Raw genomic sequence first — 15,399 nt, 5'->3', positions numbered from 1 at the left:
ACTTAAAACTCAAAATTCAGCTTTCCATGCGTAACCTCTTGATTTTTATCACCAAGTACAACGCATTTTTTTTGTTTGTTATTTTTGAAATTATTGCTTTAACCATTTTTGTCAAGAACAACAATTTTCAGAAGGCAACCTTCATCAGTTCTTCCAATAAAATTGTGGGCAACATCTATTTAAAGGTTGATCAGCTTACAGATTATCTTAAATTAGGCATTACCAATGATAGCCTGGCGCAGGAAAACGCCCGGTTGCGCAATCAGCTTAAATCTTCTTTTTATGTTGATTCTTCGGTGGTAAAAACAGTATCTGATACCGTTTACAAACAGCAATACACCTATATTTCTGCCCGGGTAATCAACAATTCTTTTAACCGCCGCAATAATTACCTCACCATCAACCGTGGCAGCAATGCCGGGATTGCCAAAGGAATGGGCGTGATTTCCAGTTCGGGCGTGGTTGGTATTGTTATCAACACAGGTCCTGATTTGTCAACCGTACAATCATTACTGCACGAAAATACCCGGATCAGTGCAATGCTGGCCGATTCTAACAATGTTGGCTCTTTGATTTGGGACAACAACCTCGACCCAACCAAAGCCATGCTGATAAATTACATGAAGCAGGTAAAAATTAAACGCGGCACACCTGTTGTAACTTCGGGATATTCTCTTTTTCCAACCGGGACGATGTTGGGCCGTATCAGCAACCTGGATGTAAAAGACAGCAATAACGGAACCGGTATTGAAGTAAATTTGTCTGTCAATTTCAGCAATCTGCAGTATGTTTATGTAGTAAAAAACAAGCTGGCTTTGGAGCAGCAGAGTTTGGAGGCTCAGGAAAAGCAATGAGCCGGACGATCCTTTATAATGTATTGCGCTTCATTGTGCTGGTTTTTATCCAGGTTTTTTTACTAAAGAATATCTCGTTGTACCATGTGGTCACGCCTTATTTTTACATCCTGTTTATTCTGCTTTTACCGTTCGATATTCCAAATTTCCTGCTGTATATATTGGCTTTTATAATGGGCATTACCATTGATGCGTTTTATGATACACCAGGTTTACATGCGGCTTCCTGCGTTTTGCTGGCTTATGTACGGATCATTTTCATCAGCATAACCGTACAAAAAGAAGGTTTCGACAACGAACCGGAACCAACTTTGGGCATTATGGGTTTCAGATGGTTTTTTTTATACGCATTGATCCTTACGTTTTTACATCATTTTTTCCTGCTGAACCTGGAATCCTTCCGCCTTTCGGAAATTTTGTTTACCACTACACAGGTTATTTTCAGTACTGTTTTTACCGTACTTTTAATGCTGGTTTCGGGCTTGATGTTTTTCAAAAAGAAAGTACGTTAAATGAATAGTTATTTTGAGCGGCGATATGTAATCCTCGGCATTTTTATTTTGGTAATGCTGATGCTGATCGGCCGTTTATTTTACATCCAGATTGTAGATGATAAATACCTGGCTTTTGCACAAAACAATGTACTTCGCCGGTTTGTAAAGTATCCGGACAGAGGTGCAATCCTGGATCGAAGAGGTAAAATTTTAGTGCAAAACGAGCATGTTTATGATATTCTTGTGATCCCCAAACAGGTACACGAGTTTGATACCGTGCAGTTTTGCAAGCTGTTACAAATTGATAAAGAGGGTTTTGATCAACGCTGGGAAAAAGCAAAAAAAAGCTCTTACTTCCGGGCTTCTGTGTTTGAAAAGCAGTTGTCTGCAAAATTATATAACTCTTTCCAGGAGCACTTATTTGAGTTTCCCGGCTTTTTTGTGCAGCCACGCTCGGTACGTACCTATCCGGATTCTATTGCAGCACAATTTTTGGGCTACGTTAGTGAGGTAAACGATAAAATCATTGAAAAATCACATGGCTACTACAATCCCGGAGATTATATCGGTTTTAGCGGGGTAGAAAAAGCATACGAAAGTGTACTGCGCGGCCAGCGCGGGATAGAAAACCTGCTGGTAGATTCGCGCAATGTACCAAAAGGAAAATACATGAACGGCCGGTACGATACCGCTGCTGTTGCCGGTGAAAGATTAATTTCTTCGCTGGATATCCGCATCCAAAAATTGGGCGAAAAATTGATGCAGAACAAAGTGGGCAGCATTGTGGCTATCGAACCATCTACCGGTGAAATCCTGGCTTTTGTAAGCAGCCCAACGTACGATCCGAACGAATTGGTGGGCCATGAGCGCGGCAACAATATTTCGGCCATGTATAAAAACCCGTACAGCCCATTGCTGATCCGCCCAATTCAAGCTTATTATCCGCCGGGTTCTTCTTTTAAACCATTAGCGGCTTTAATTGCTTTGCAGGAAGGTATCATTACCCCGCAAACTACTTTTTTTTGTCCGGGCGGTTACCAGGCCGGTGCGCATTGGGTTGGCTGCACTCACCATCATGGCATAACCAATTTAAGTTACGCTATTGAAGGCTCCTGCAATACCTATTTCTGTAATGTTTTTAACAAGGTTATCAGTCAGCCGGGCTTTCCAAATATTGATGCCAGTTATTTGAATTGGAAAAACAAGGTAAATAAATTTGGCTTTGGGGTAAAGTTAGATGTTGATCTGCCTAATGAAAAAAGAGGATTAGTGCCTGCTCCGGCCCGTTACGACCGTGTTTACGGCAAAAATCACTGGCGGGCAAACACCATTATTTCGCTGGCCATTGGCCAGGGCGAACTACTGGCCACACCACTTCAAATGGCCAATATTGAATGTACCATCGCCAACCGCGGTTTTTATTATCGCCCGCACTTAATTAAAGCGATAGGCGATAAAGATGTGATCAAACCTGAATTTAAAGAGCGGATTGATGTTGGCATCGATTCTCAATATTATGAACCGGTTATCAACGGGATGCAAGCAGTGGTAGAGCGCGGAACGGCCGCTGCTTCCCGCATCCCAGGCATTATAATGTGCGGCAAAACCGGCACGGCACAAAATCCGCATGGCGAAAACCACTCTGTGTTTGTAGCTTTTGCCCCGCGCGATCATCCTAAAATTGCCATCGCGGTGGTGGTAGAAAATGCCGGGCAGGGTGCTTCCTGGGCTGCCCCGATTGCTTCTTTTATGATCGAAAAATACTTGCGTGATTCGATCACCCGGCGCCCTTCCGGTATCAACCCCAAAAAATATATGGAGGCCAACCTGATGCCATCTATGCCGGGCAGTAAACCCAAATTATATAATAAAAAAATTTCAGGTGATTCTTTAAAGAAGTTTCCAACAGACAGCAATCATAAAAGTATCAAAAGTGATACTGGCCGTAAAAAGCCAGCTGCACTAAAATTAGCTATCAATCAACCTAAAAGAAAGCCGGATGAATAACCAGCGCAGCTTTTTTTTTAATGTAGATTGGTTTACGGTGATCCTGTACCTTGCACTTTGCATTATCGGCTGGTTTAACATTCATTCGGCTATTTTTGATGAGGAACACCCAAGCATTGTAGATTTAAGCACCAACTACGGCAAACAGTTTATCTATATTCTTTCGGCACTTGTTTTGGCAACCATTATTTTGCTGATGGAAAGCCGTTTTTTCAGCGCGCTCGCACCCGCAGTTTATTCCATCACCGTTCTTTTGCTGATCTTGGTGTTAGTTATAGGTCGGAACGTAGGCGGTAACCAGGCCTGGATTTCACTTGGCGGCGGTTTCCGGTTGCAGCCTTCCGAATTTGCCAAATTTGCAACCTGTTTATTATTAGCGCGTTATTTAAGCGGCACAAACATCAAGGTATCAGATACCAATTCTTTTTTGATTGCGGCAGCCATTATCGGCTTCCCCATGCTGCTGATTATTTTGCAGCCTGATGCTGGTTCTACTTTAGTTTTTTGCTCACTCATTTTTGTACTTTACCGCGAAGGGATTTCACCGCTTTTCCTGATTGCCATCGGTGTTGCCATTGCACTTTTTATCCTTACTTTATTACTCAGCCAGTATCAGCTTTATTTTATCGGCATAATTACCATTATTGCCGGTATTTTGGTTTATCTTTTCCGCAGAAACCAAACGCTGATTATCACGGTAATTGCCGGTTTTGTTTTTTCTGTTGGATTGATATTCAGTGTTAATTTTCTTTATCAGCATGTTTTAAAAAAACACCAGACCGTGCGCATAGACGAGTGGCTGGGCATTACCAAAGATTTACGCGGAATCGGTTATAACGTTAATCAATCTAAAATTGCTATTGGTTCTGGCAAATTGTGGGGGAAAGGTTATTTAAAAGGCACACAAACCAAGTTCTCTTTTGTGCCTGAGCAAAGCACCGATTTTATTTTTTGTACCGTTGGCGAAGAATGGGGCTTTGCCGGTACCTTAACCGTAATTTTAATTTACCTGACCTTGCTTTTCCGGATTATTTTTATTGCAGAAAGGCAGCGGTCCAACTTTTCCCGGATTTATGGCTACGGTGTGGCCTCGATCATCTTTTTCCACGTGTTTATCAATGTAGGCATGACGATTGGGCTGGTCCCTGTAATCGGGATTCCGTTGCCATTGATTAGTTACGGCGGCTCTTCGCTGTGGAGTTTTACGATCCTGATTTTTATTTTACTAAAATTGGATTCTAACCGGATGGGAATAATTTGACCAATTTTTACCTGATAAAAGAAGCATCCGTTCTTACTGAAAGTTGATTGCTGATTGCTAAAAACCGACAGCTATCAATTTTAAGCAAACCTTCTCCGCAGCAAATCCATAAATTTTTCTGAAGTGAGCGGTTTATCTTTCCAGTTGTTTTTTTGCATATAATTTTGCTTCAGGAAATTTTCCGCCTGCTCAAAATTATTGTACCTGTTTAAAATGTTGATCGCCTCAGCGTAAGCCAAATTATAACCGTTAAACAGTTCTTTTACAAAAAGCAGTTTATCGTTTAAGTTGATTATGGATTGCAGATCCTGAACGGTTTTGGGCTGATTGTCTGGCTTTGATTTAATTTGATCCAAGCCGTTCTGGGCAGCAATCCGATCGTTTAAAGTTAAAAATGCAGGTTCTGTACTGCTTTTTGTTCCGTGGCCGGATGAAATGCTAAAATCTGAAGCCATTTCCGGCTTTGTATCTAACGAAACCGTTTCCGGCCTGGCCGTATAATGTCCTGCCGGAGCGTCGTTCAATTCAAAACCTTCTTCCAGAAAATCGGGTGTTGCCAAATTTTGCCCCATAAAAGAAGCATCGGCTTCCGGGCTTTCTTCCGGTTTGGTTTGCGGCAAGGCTTCCGGCATAATCGGAACTTCCTGTATCTGCAAATCAGCTTCTTCCAACGGCATTGTTTCAGGTAAAATAATAGCTTCTTTTACAGGCAAAATTTCCTCTAAAGACGGTTCAATTATTTCTGCACTCGGTGTATCAGGCTCAACGGGGTCTTCTGCTTTAGGCAAATCCTGTTCGGCAAAATAATCCGGGACTGTTGGTTTTTGAGGCACTTCTTCCAACTGTAGTACGGGCTTTGCAAGCGGTAAAGAAACTGCTGTCGGCTGATGGTTTATTTTCTGCAAAATATTGATATGATCTGTCAGAAAATGGGCATTTGCCAAAAAAAGCTCTAATTCCAGATCATTTAAACCATTTTCTGCCGCATTCAAATAAGTGTGCTGGTCTTTCAGTTCAGCAATTATACCACCAATTTTTTTCAATATTTCCTGCCGGTTCATAAGCCAATTTTGTAGAAGATGTTGATAAATCAAATCTCGAAAATAAGATTAAATTCTGATATTGAACCCGCACAAGAACATTATAAATGTTGTTTAACGAAGAGGTTTTCAGAAGAAAAAGCGAACACGGCGGAAGCATTGAAGTGATTTGCGGCTCCATGTTTTCCGGTAAAACAGAAGAACTGATCCGCAGGTTAAAACGCGCGCAAATTGCCAGGCTTTCGGTAGAGATTTTTAAACCCAAAACGGATACGCGCTACGATGAAACGGCAATTGTTTCGCACAATGCCAACGCCATACCTTCCACGCCTGTTGATAATGCTTCTTCTATCCTGCTTTTAGGCAGCAACGCGCAAATTGTTGGTATTGATGAAGCGCAGTTTTTTGACAACGAATTGCCGGATGTTTGCAACAAACTGGCCAACAAAGGCATCCGGGTGATTGTGGCCGGTTTGGATATGGATTATTCCGGAAAACCATTTGGGCCGCTCCCGGCAATTATGGCCATGGCCGAATCTGTGACCAAAGTACACGCGGTTTGTGTGATTTGCGGCCAGCAGGCATTGTATTCTTATCGGCTGATCGAAAATGACACCAAGATTTTACTGGGCGAAAAAGAAAGTTATGAACCTCGCTGCAGACATTGTTTTTTGCTTGGCAAAAGCGTTAACGCCAGCTAAAAGCTTGTTTAAATTTCTGTCGACAAGCAATGTAATACTTCTTTTATGCCTGTAAATTTTGCTTTTTGCCGATGAAAAAATCTCATAAAAAAACCACCAAAATTTAGGTGGTAAAAGAAGCATCGAAATATTCTTGATCAAGCTTAAACAGGCTTTAACTTTCTTTAGCAGCTATTTCCAGGTTCTGAACATCTGTTTTCAAATCCTGCAAATGTTCTGTTAACAATTTTTGCAGATCGGCAGGTAAATTTGGTTCATCCAAAACTTCCTGATAGGCTTTCACCGCGGCCTCATCACCGGTTAAACAACTTGAGATAGAAACACTATCGCTGCGGTTGGACAAGGTTCCTTTAACATCCAGCCATGCACGGTGCAAAGTACCGCCGAAACCACCTTCGTGAGCAGGTTTTTCTACACCATGGTCACTCATATAATTCCGGATTGCTTCTGCCTGAATATTACGCGCGGTTGATAACTGCTCAAATTGCGCCAGTAGGTTTTTGTTGCTCACCATTTCTGCTGCTTTTTGATAACCTTCTTCGCCATCTACGCCAATGGTTACTAAATGTCCCAAACTGCCGATTAATTTTTGATCCAAGCTCATAACTTATTTTTCTAAATTTGATATTTTTCTTTATATGAGTTTCTAACTATCTGCAATAAATATAGTTTGACTTGTATCGATTAAATTTATTATCAAATGAAAGTTAATTGCATCAACAATGCTGTTTTTAGCACATAAAAATCATCATGATATAAAAAAAGTGCCAACGATTTAACATCAGCACTTTTTTTGAAGTTGGACATCCAAGTATTAACTTGCGATAGAAATCTTTTGTTTGTCTTTAATCGAATTTTGGATACAAGTAATCATGTTTGCACAAGTATTGTCCCAAGAATTTTCACTTAAAAAAGCATCAACTTTGGCCAACCATTTTTTATCGTTCTTATTGGCCAATTCATATTCAATTGCTTCAATAAAATCTTCTGCAGTAGCACCAATATGAACCAGTTTGTTTTTACCATAAGGATTAACCACATCGCGGATTGCGGTAGATACAACGGGCTTTCCGGCTGATAAATATTCTGGTGTTTTTGTCGGGCTGATAAATTTTGTAGAATCATTCAGCACAAACGGGATTAAAGCTACATCCCAAACGGACAAATATTGCGGAAGTTGTTCATAATTTTTCTGGCCCAGATAATGTATGTTTGGGTTTTTTGGCAAATGGTCACGGTTTATTTTTACAACCGGGCCAATCAGCATAAATTGCCAGGTTGGACGTGCATTTGCAATTTTACCAATTAACTCAATGTCAAAACGTTCATCGATCACACCATAAAACCCAAGTTTAGGGTTGGAAATATTTTTTTGATCTTCTGGCTGAACTTTGTTTGTCCTTGCTTTTATAAAATGCTTTCTGTCAATACTGCTTGGGAAAGCATGAATGTTGGCGTGTTGATGTTTTTTGGCTTCGTATAAAGACTGGCCGCCTGTAAACACAACATCAGATTTTGCCATCAACCTTTTCTCCAAATCTTTCAATTCGGCCGGTGCGTTTTTAAACAAAGACAGTTCGTCCATGCAATCGTAAACAATTAAACCCGGGTTTAATTGTTCTGTAAAAGACAAGGCCATTGGCGTATAATACCAAAACAGGAAATCTTCGCCATCTTCATTTTCCATAAAATTGTCCATCAATTGTTTCATCACCAGCTTTTCTTCAGCCTTGGATAATCCGGATTGGATATGCGGTACAACAACCCACAAGTTTGGCAACCTTTTGGATATATCCAAATAAGCATCATCTTTCGCATCGTGCATGGGTTCTTCTAAAAAATAAGTATTGAATATTTCAGAAAAACGGGTCAATAAATGTTGTGGGCGTTGATAAACAAAATCCCATCTAAGGTGCGAAAGGCAAAGCAGGTTTGCTGGTAATTTTTTCATGTGTTGTATGTACTGAAAGATTATGTGATTAAACAGAATTTAAAATGTTTTGTTCGAGCTGCACGTAAATTTTTTTATAAAATAAAAAGGGCTGATTAATTGTAACTTACATCAGAAAACGAGCTACAATTAATGACGTGTATCAGCTTAAAACAGAAGTTAATTTAGATGCAATTAACAACACAAATTAAATCGGTTTCTAATATACAAACTTTTTTATGATCCGCAACAGGAGCACCAAAAAAAACCAGTGTTTTTACAAAATTTATACTTCTGAAATTTTGTAAAAATTATAGTACAATTTGAATACTTCTTTTATCGCCTTAAAATTGTTCTTGAATTGGAATTTTAGATCAAAGAAAAAAGCAGGATTTTATCCAATTTTAAGAAGCTGTTCAATTTTATGTTGACGGGTTTATAATACTTCTTTTACTGCCTGATTTTTGCCCTTTGATTATTGCCGATAGTAAAATCCATAACACTCACCAAATTTTATGTGGTAAAAGAAGCATGTAAAGTTTTAAATGAAATTAGATAGTCTGTTTAAATTTAGGTATTAAATCGACGATGCTTCTTTTATACCGGTAAATTTTGTTTTTATAATTGTTGCAGATAGAAAAACCTGCCAAATTTTAGGCTGTAAAAGAAGCACAGAAAGTTTTTGAACGAAGTTCAAACAGATCAGTAATGCCATACAGGTTATTGTGTAATAATTCTTATACACAATCTGTTTTGAAAACATATTGAATAAAAATAAATTTTATATTCATTAACTTAATGAATTTTGTTTGTACCTTGTTGTACATTTAACTCATCGGACAAGTCCATACATTCTTTTTAGCGGTTTAAACAAATAACATTTACCGGTACTTTTTTTAAAACTTTTCACTAAATAATCTAACGCTAATGGCCAAATCAAATTGGAAATCAAACTGATGGGCGTGTTATATAATGTCTTGTTGCACAATGCACAAACTATTTTTGATTCTGCGTCGCCGCAGGCAGAAAAAATAAAAGGGCTGACCAATGGTTTCATCTGGGCTTCTTCGGCCGTTATGTTGCTGGTAGTTGTTCTTTCTGTTTATATTCCTGTTAAATTTAGGGCCAAAACCGGTACAGCCGAACCTAAACAAACAGGCGGCAACCGTAAGCTTGAAATGCTGATGATAGGTATCCCAATGCTATTGGTTATTGGTTTTTTCTTCTGGTCGTTAAGCGTGATGAGTGCCGTGTTGCCAGCCCGCGATAATCGGAAACCGGATGTTATCATCACCGGTCATCAATGGTGGTGGCAGGCCGATTACCCGGCAGCGAAAGTTACAGCCGCTAACGAAATACATTTACCTGTTGGGCGGCAATTGTTGTTGCAATTAAATGCAGCAGATGTGATACATGACTGGTGGGTACCGGCTTTAGGCGGTAAAATGGATATGATCCCAGGAGTAACTAATTATTTATGGGTAACAATTAATAAACCAGGCATTTATGAAGGGGCTTGCAGTGAGTTTTGCGGGCAGCAGCACGCCTGGATGCGTATCCGGGTAGTGGCCCAGCAGCCTGTTGATTACAAGCGTTGGCTTGCTGCCAACGCACTTGCCGGGAAAGCACCTACAGATTCTATGGCCAAAGCAGGTCAGGCTTTGTTTGTTAATGCTTCGTGCAGCAGTTGCCACAGCATTAACGGCAGTGGCGCAAAGGGTTTGCAGGGTCCTGACCTTACTCATTTTGGCAGCCGCACCACAATGCTAACTGGCTTAATGGCCAATAATCCGGAAAACTTATACCGCTGGTTATCAGACCCACAGAAAGTTAAGCCAGGTGCCAACATGCCACGCTTTATTTTTGGCAGAGATAGTTTACGTGCATTAACCGCTTACTTGTCGCACCTGAAATAATGAAAGAAGGATATTTAGAAGTACCGGAACCGGATCAGCCTATTCCTGATTTGAGCCTCAGCAGCAGTCAAGGGCTTTTGCAATGGATTTCGTCTGTTGACCATAAACAAATCGGCACCATGTACCTGTGGCTTTCCGTGTTGTTCCTAATTGTAGGCGGTATAGAGATATTGATAGTACGGCTGCAATTGGCTATACCTAACAACCACCTGGTAGCACCGGAAATTTACAATCAGTTGTTTACCATGCATGGCACCACCATGATATTTTTTGTGCTGACCCCGGCAATATTCGGCTTTGCAACTTATTTACTGCCGCTGATGATCGGGGCAAATGATATGGCTTTCCCAAGGTTAAATGCTTTTAGCTTGTGGTCAACTTTTTTTGGCGGCGGCCTTCTTTATTTCAGTTTCATAGCAGGTGGTGCACCTGATGCAGGATGGTTTAATTATGCGCCGCTTAACCAGTTTAATTATTCCTCTACTCAGGGCATTGATTATTATTGCATGGGGCTGCTTTTTGCCGGAATTGGTACGGTAACAGCTTCTGTCAACTTTATCGTCACGATACTTAAATACAGGGTCAGTTCTATGAGCCTTAAACAGTTACCGTTATTTGTATGGATGATATTGATCAACTCTTTTTTAGTGCTGGCGGCTTTTCCATCGCTCAACGCCGCGCTAATTATGCTGTTGCTTGACCGGCAACTCCATGCCCACTTTTTCAGTGCCACCAGCGGGGGTTCGGCTATATTATGGCAGCATTTGTTCTGGCTGTTCGGGCACCCGGAGGTATATATCCTTATCCTTCCTATATTCGGCATTTTTTCCGAGGTATTTCCGGTGTACAGTCGCAAACCTATATATGGCTATGCTTTCATTGTGGGTTCGGGCATTGCTATTGCCTTACTGGCCTTCGGTGTATGGGTGCATCATATGTTTGCCACAGGCCTTGGCAATACTGTAAACAGCTTTTTTGCGGCCAGCAGCCTGCTGATCGGTGTACCTACCGGTGTCAAAATATTTAACTGGCTGGCCACAATGTATGGCGGTGCTATCCGTTTCCGGGTTTCTATGCTGTTTGCCATTGCTTTCCTGGTGGAGTTTACTATCGGAGGCCTGAGCGGCGTATCGTTTGCCATTGTACCTATTGATTGGCAACTAACTGATACTTATTATGTGGTTGCACATCTCCATTATGTATTTATCGGAGGAAGTTTGTTCGGCCTGTTTTCCGGTTTATTTTATTGGTTTCCGAAAATGAGCGGCAAGATGCTGGATGAGCATTTGAGCCGATGGTTTTTCTGGCTGATGGTGGCAGGGTTCAATCTTACTTTCCTTGTGCAACATGCTTTGGGTGTTATGGGGATGCCGCGCCGGGTTTATACTTATCCTGATTTACCTGGCTGGGGCATATTGAACCTGATTTCAACCGCAGGCGGATTTTTAATGGCAATTGCTGTGGCATTGCTTATCTATATAATTTTAAAAGCTATCCGTACGGGCAATCAAGCACCTGCAGATCCCTGGGATGCCAATACTTTGGAATGGATGACGTCTTCGCCGCCTGCCTTGAAAAATTTTGATACTGTAATGCCAGTGAAAAGTGCGCGGCCTTACCGCGACTACAAAAGGCCGGACGATGCAGACTGGAACCGTTTAAATAAATAATCGTATTGTAAATGGGAAATAAACTGATGATTAAACTGGTTGTGGGCACTGAGGCAATGTTTTTCCTGTCGCTGATAATGGCGTTTGTTTATTTCTCGTTTGGCCCGGGTTTTAAAACACAATTACTCCAACACCTTGATATTAAAAGCACCGGGATTTTTACTATGCTTCTGTTTGCCAGTAGCTTTACCTACTGGCGTGCAGAAAGCAACTATGAAAATGGACGAATAAACCGTTTTAAATTATGGCTGATAATGACTTTAATTTTGGGCATAGTTTTCCTGTTCGGGCAGGGCAGCGAATATTTGAAGTTGCTTAATTCACATGTCAGTATCAGCAGCAGTTCATTCGGCACCAGTTTTTTTACGCTTACAGGATTTCACGGCTTGCATGTTTTTGCAGGGCTGGTTATTATCAGTATCATTCTCTGTTTGTCTTTTTTAGGTGATTATAACCATGAAAAATCTGATATCGTTCAAACGATAGGCATCTACTGGCATTTTGTGGATATAGTATGGGCTGTAGTTTTTTTGATTGTTTACGTAGCACCTCACTTTATATGATCATGCAAACAAAACCCATTTTATGGGAGTGGCATTTTAATCCGGCGATTATTTTGCTTGCGGTAGGTTTAGCTTATATGTACTACCGGCTATCAGGTTTTAAACATAACAAAAGTAACCTTATATTTTTTTCTGCACTGTTTTTGTTTCTAATAACTGAATGTTCGCCATTGCACTTTTTAGGGATGCACTATTACTTTAGTGCTCATATGATTACCCACGTAATACTGCTGCTTATTTGCGGGCCATTACTGGTGATGAGTATTCCGGCATCTTCCGGCTCTGACAAAACTGTAGTCCTTTTGTCTGGCTTTTTCAATAAGCATAGCTGGCTTGCATGGTTTAGTGGAGTGGCTATAATGTGGTTCTGGCATATCCCGGTGATATTTGATGCTTCTTTTGTGCACATGAGTAGTTGGCTCAGCCCTGTTCCACTTCTACACGGGGGTAGTATGCTGTTAGCCGGAATGATTTTTAGTTGGCCGTTATTTGGCCCTGACAAAAGTTTACATGTTCATCCATTGTTAGGTGTAATGTATTTATTTACAGCCTGCGTAAGCTGTTCCTTGTTAGGCTTACTGATTACCTTTGCCCCACTAACCACTTATCATCATTATGTGGGCAATGCCATGATTATGGGTGCTGCTAATCCCTGGCAAATCTCACCAACTACCGACCAACAGGCTGCCGGACTCATTATGTGGGTTCCCTGCTGCTTTGTTTACCTTACCGGGTGTATTTACCTGCTACAACGCTGGTTTGCCGAAGGTCAGGTTTCATCAAAAAATATCCATGTTCATTTAAACACTTAATAATTCATGACCGAGTCTAATAATACTTACCCGGATATTAACCCTGGTGCCGATTGGGAAAAAGCTAAACCCGAAGTACTGCCCAAACCTACGTACTGGCCGTTCTTTTTAGCCATGGGTCTTGCTTTTATCTTTTGGGGCTTGCTCACTACTTGGGTGGTACTGATAGCTGGTTTATTAATTTTTATAATTTCCCTAACAGGATGGATTAACCTTTTACGCCATGAGTGAAGACACAACAGATGAAAAACGCAGAGGCTTTCTGATTAAGCTTAGCCTTGGCGTAGCCAGCTTGACTGCTGTAGTGGCCGGCATACCGGTTTTAGCCGCACTGTTTGCACCGCTAATTGAAAAAACACCCCAAGTATGGCGTAATGTGGGCCTGCTGGATAATTTTCAGATCGGCACTACAAAATTAGTCACTTTTGAAAATGCAAATGCAGAAACCTGGGCTGGTGTTACCACACATACTGCAGCCTGGCTCAGGCGGGATGCAGTAAACAAATTTACTGCCTTTGCTGCCAACTGCACACACCTTGGCTGCCCAGTTAGGTGGGAAAATGATGCACAGTTGTTTATGTGTCCGTGCCACGGCGGTGTGTATTATAAAGATGGTTCTGTAGCCGCCGGGCCACCCCCAAAATCACTGGTTCAATATCCGGTACGGATCAGCAGAAACCAGGTACAGGTACAAACCTCGCCAATACCTATAACCAATATTAGTGCATAACCAGGCATGAACACCTTGAAAAAAATCTGGCATTGGATTGATGACCGAAGCGGGTTCACGGAGATATTTGGGCCGCTGTTAAATCATTTGGTGCCACCTGGTGCAAAATGGAGTTACGTGTTTGGAAGCGCAACCTTATTTTGTTTAATATTACAGGTGGTTACCGGAGTAGCATTGTCCTTACTTTACCAGCCTTCTTCCGCTGAGGCTTACCAGTCGTTACAATTTATTACTCATCAGGCAGCTTTTGGTCATATACTTCGGGGTATGCACTACTTTGGTGCTTCCGGGATGATCATTATGGTTAGTATCCATATGATAAGGGTCTATCTTACTGCTGCTTATAAATTTCCCCGTGAAATGGCCTGGATCAGCGGCGTACTGTTGTTTTTTTTAACCATTGCGATGGGCTTTACCGGGCAGTTACTACGCTGGGATTCTAATGGGGTTTGGTCTTCTGTAGTTGCGGCGGAGCAATTAGGCAGGTTGCCGTTTATTGGCAAATGGGCAGCACGTTTGCTACTTGGTGGCGATACCATTGGCGGACATACCCTCAGCCGCTTCTACTCCTATCATGTGTTTATTATACCGATTATCATATTTTTATTTGTAGGGTATCATCTGATGCTGGTTATACGCAATGGCATTTCCGAACCACCAAAAGCAGGCAGGGTTGTTGACCCTAAAACCTATCGGCAATGGTATCAAAATTTACTTAAAAGCAAAGGCGTGCCTTTTTGGCCTTATGCTGCCTGGCGAGATGTTTTGTTTGGGGCTGCCACCATTATCGTTATTATCGGTATGGCTTACTTTATCGGCCCGCCGGAACTAACCACACCGCCCGACCCATCACATTTAAACACCACACCGGCACCCGATTGGTACATGCTGTCTATCTTTTCCCTGTTTGCTTTGATGCCGCCCAAGATTGAATCTTATATGATCATTATCGGGCCAATGCTCACGATCATTATTTTATTGGCCCTGCCATTTGTATCTAATAAAGGGGAACGGCATCCAATTAGGCGGCCATGGGCTGTTTTTGGCTCAGCCTGTGTCATCATATTTGTATTTGCCCTATTCCTGCTGGGTGAAAAATCACCCTGGTCACCCCGGTTTAAATCACAACCGATAACCGCAGCCAACATTCATTCTACCAATCCGGAAGTGATAGCCGGTGGTGCATTGTTTTACAAAAAAGGCTGCTTGTATTGTCACAAAATTGATAATCAGGGCGGCTATAAAGGGCCGGACCTGACACAAGTCGGGTTACGGTTGTCCTACAGTGATTTGACCATACGCATTGTTAACGGCGGGAATAACATGCCGGCTTATGGCGGCATACTCAATAAAAAAGAATTGACAGCTATTCTTGCTTTTTTGCAAAGCAGGAAGTAAACGGCCAACCCCCATACAATATA

General features: G+C 41.5%; 15 protein-coding genes. 12 read left to right on the top strand and 3 right to left on the bottom strand.

What is annotated here, in order from left to right; genetic code table 11:
• The first annotated feature begins 26 nt into the window (after window positions 1-26).
• The 4 genes from mreC to rodA are packed head-to-tail and all read left to right on the top strand — an operon-like array spanning window position 27 to window position 4,616.
• Window positions 27-854, top strand: coding sequence for a rod shape-determining protein MreC (mreC, locus tag ACOFKR_RS04805; protein WP_419802883.1), 828 nt, complete (start codon window positions 27-29; stop codon window positions 852-854).
• Window positions 851-1,366 (top strand): rod shape-determining protein MreD, encoded by a 516-nt coding sequence (locus tag ACOFKR_RS04800; protein WP_419802882.1) that lies wholly within the window; start codon window positions 851-853, stop codon window positions 1,364-1,366. The genes mreC and ACOFKR_RS04800 overlap by 4 nt, the downstream gene beginning before the upstream one ends.
• On the top strand, window positions 1,367-3,355 hold the full coding sequence (gene mrdA, locus ACOFKR_RS04795) for a penicillin-binding protein 2 (protein WP_419802881.1): 1,989 nt from the start codon (window positions 1,367-1,369) through the stop codon (window positions 3,353-3,355).
• On the top strand, window positions 3,348-4,616 hold the full coding sequence (gene rodA, locus ACOFKR_RS04790) for a rod shape-determining protein RodA (RefSeq protein ID WP_419802880.1): 1,269 nt from the start codon (window positions 3,348-3,350) through the stop codon (window positions 4,614-4,616). Before mrdA ends, rodA begins: the two co-directional genes overlap by 8 nt.
• A gap of 80 nt (window positions 4,617-4,696) precedes the next feature.
• Here rodA and ACOFKR_RS04785 read toward each other — a convergent pair whose 3' ends face one another.
• Window positions 4,697-5,677, bottom strand: coding sequence for a hypothetical protein (locus ACOFKR_RS04785; protein WP_419802879.1), 981 nt, complete (start codon window positions 5,675-5,677; stop codon window positions 4,697-4,699).
• Window positions 5,678-5,763: 86 nt separating this feature from the next.
• Between ACOFKR_RS04785 and ACOFKR_RS04780 the strand changes: the two genes are divergently transcribed.
• Window positions 5,764-6,357 (top strand): thymidine kinase, encoded by a 594-nt coding sequence (locus ACOFKR_RS04780; protein ID WP_419802878.1) that lies wholly within the window; start codon window positions 5,764-5,766, stop codon window positions 6,355-6,357.
• Between the two features lie 154 nt (window positions 6,358-6,511).
• Here the strand turns inward: ACOFKR_RS04780 and ACOFKR_RS04775 are convergent, their stop codons facing one another.
• Window positions 6,512-6,961, bottom strand: a complete 450-nt coding sequence (locus ACOFKR_RS04775) for a PA2169 family four-helix-bundle protein (RefSeq protein ID WP_419802877.1) — start codon at window positions 6,959-6,961, stop codon at window positions 6,512-6,514.
• 210 nt (window positions 6,962-7,171) lie between these two features.
• Window positions 7,172-8,308, bottom strand: a complete 1,137-nt coding sequence (locus tag ACOFKR_RS04770; protein ID WP_419802876.1) for a glycosyltransferase family 1 protein — start codon at window positions 8,306-8,308, stop codon at window positions 7,172-7,174.
• A gap of 920 nt (window positions 8,309-9,228) precedes the next feature.
• Here ACOFKR_RS04770 and coxB point away from each other — a divergent pair.
• The 7 genes from coxB to ACOFKR_RS04735 are packed head-to-tail and all read left to right on the top strand — an operon-like array spanning window position 9,229 to window position 15,376.
• On the top strand, window positions 9,229-10,203 hold the full coding sequence (gene coxB / locus ACOFKR_RS04765) for a cytochrome c oxidase subunit II (RefSeq protein ID WP_419802875.1): 975 nt from the start codon (window positions 9,229-9,231) through the stop codon (window positions 10,201-10,203).
• Window positions 10,203-11,873: a cytochrome c oxidase subunit I gene (ctaD, locus tag ACOFKR_RS04760; RefSeq protein ID WP_419802874.1), complete on the top strand. Its 1,671-nt coding sequence runs from the start codon at window positions 10,203-10,205 to the stop codon at window positions 11,871-11,873. The genes coxB and ctaD overlap by 1 nt, the downstream gene beginning before the upstream one ends.
• Before the next feature lie 11 nt (window positions 11,874-11,884).
• Complete coding sequence (locus tag ACOFKR_RS04755) at window positions 11,885-12,436, top strand: cytochrome c oxidase subunit 3 (protein ID WP_419802873.1); 552 nt, start codon at window positions 11,885-11,887, stop codon at window positions 12,434-12,436.
• 2 nt (window positions 12,437-12,438) lie between these two features.
• Window positions 12,439-13,248, top strand: coding sequence for a cytochrome c oxidase assembly protein (locus tag ACOFKR_RS04750; RefSeq protein ID WP_419802872.1), 810 nt, complete (start codon window positions 12,439-12,441; stop codon window positions 13,246-13,248).
• A 6-nt stretch (window positions 13,249-13,254) separates the two neighbouring features.
• Window positions 13,255-13,479 (top strand): hypothetical protein, encoded by a 225-nt coding sequence (locus ACOFKR_RS04745; RefSeq protein WP_419802871.1) that lies wholly within the window; start codon window positions 13,255-13,257, stop codon window positions 13,477-13,479.
• A complete protein-coding gene (locus ACOFKR_RS04740; protein ID WP_419802870.1) occupies window positions 13,472-13,978 on the top strand; it encodes a ubiquinol-cytochrome c reductase iron-sulfur subunit in 507 nt (168 codons plus the stop codon). The genes ACOFKR_RS04745 and ACOFKR_RS04740 overlap by 8 nt, the downstream gene beginning before the upstream one ends.
• Before the next feature lie 6 nt (window positions 13,979-13,984).
• Window positions 13,985-15,376, top strand: a complete 1,392-nt coding sequence (locus tag ACOFKR_RS04735) for a cytochrome b N-terminal domain-containing protein (RefSeq protein WP_419802869.1) — start codon at window positions 13,985-13,987, stop codon at window positions 15,374-15,376.
• Window positions 15,377-15,399 lie beyond the last annotated feature (23 nt).

Origin of the sequence: Mucilaginibacter sp. (assembly GCF_965201005.1) — a bacterium.
Lineage (GTDB): Bacteria > Bacteroidota > Bacteroidia > Sphingobacteriales > Sphingobacteriaceae > Mucilaginibacter_A.
Note: the sequence above shows the minus strand (reverse complement) of the source record. Positions and strands in the feature narration are given on the sequence as shown.

What these genes read in the sequence shown, in the direction of transcription:
- ACOFKR_RS04755 (WP_419802873.1), top strand. Translation starts at nt 11,885, where the DNA reads ATGGGAAATAAACTGATGATTAAACTGGTTGTGGGCACTGAGGCAATG.
- ctaD (WP_419802874.1), top strand. Translation starts at nt 10,203, where the DNA reads ATGAAAGAAGGATATTTAGAAGTACCGGAACCGGATCAGCCTATTCCT.
- ACOFKR_RS04775 (WP_419802877.1), bottom strand. Translation starts at nt 6,961, where the DNA reads ATGAGCTTGGATCAAAAATTAATCGGCAGTTTGGGACATTTAGTAACC.
- ACOFKR_RS04735 (WP_419802869.1), top strand. Translation starts at nt 13,985, where the DNA reads ATGAACACCTTGAAAAAAATCTGGCATTGGATTGATGACCGAAGCGGG.
- ACOFKR_RS04750 (WP_419802872.1), top strand. Translation starts at nt 12,439, where the DNA reads ATGCAAACAAAACCCATTTTATGGGAGTGGCATTTTAATCCGGCGATT.
- mreC (WP_419802883.1), top strand. Translation starts at nt 27, where the DNA reads ATGCGTAACCTCTTGATTTTTATCACCAAGTACAACGCATTTTTTTTG.
- ACOFKR_RS04800 (WP_419802882.1), top strand. Translation starts at nt 851, where the DNA reads ATGAGCCGGACGATCCTTTATAATGTATTGCGCTTCATTGTGCTGGTT.
- rodA (WP_419802880.1), top strand. Translation starts at nt 3,348, where the DNA reads ATGAATAACCAGCGCAGCTTTTTTTTTAATGTAGATTGGTTTACGGTG.
- ACOFKR_RS04740 (WP_419802870.1), top strand. Translation starts at nt 13,472, where the DNA reads ATGAGTGAAGACACAACAGATGAAAAACGCAGAGGCTTTCTGATTAAG.
- ACOFKR_RS04785 (WP_419802879.1), bottom strand. Translation starts at nt 5,677, where the DNA reads ATGAACCGGCAGGAAATATTGAAAAAAATTGGTGGTATAATTGCTGAA.
- ACOFKR_RS04745 (WP_419802871.1), top strand. Translation starts at nt 13,255, where the DNA reads ATGACCGAGTCTAATAATACTTACCCGGATATTAACCCTGGTGCCGAT.
- mrdA (WP_419802881.1), top strand. Translation starts at nt 1,367, where the DNA reads ATGAATAGTTATTTTGAGCGGCGATATGTAATCCTCGGCATTTTTATT.
- ACOFKR_RS04770 (WP_419802876.1), bottom strand. Translation starts at nt 8,308, where the DNA reads ATGAAAAAATTACCAGCAAACCTGCTTTGCCTTTCGCACCTTAGATGG.
- ACOFKR_RS04780 (WP_419802878.1), top strand. Translation starts at nt 5,764, where the DNA reads ATGTTGTTTAACGAAGAGGTTTTCAGAAGAAAAAGCGAACACGGCGGA.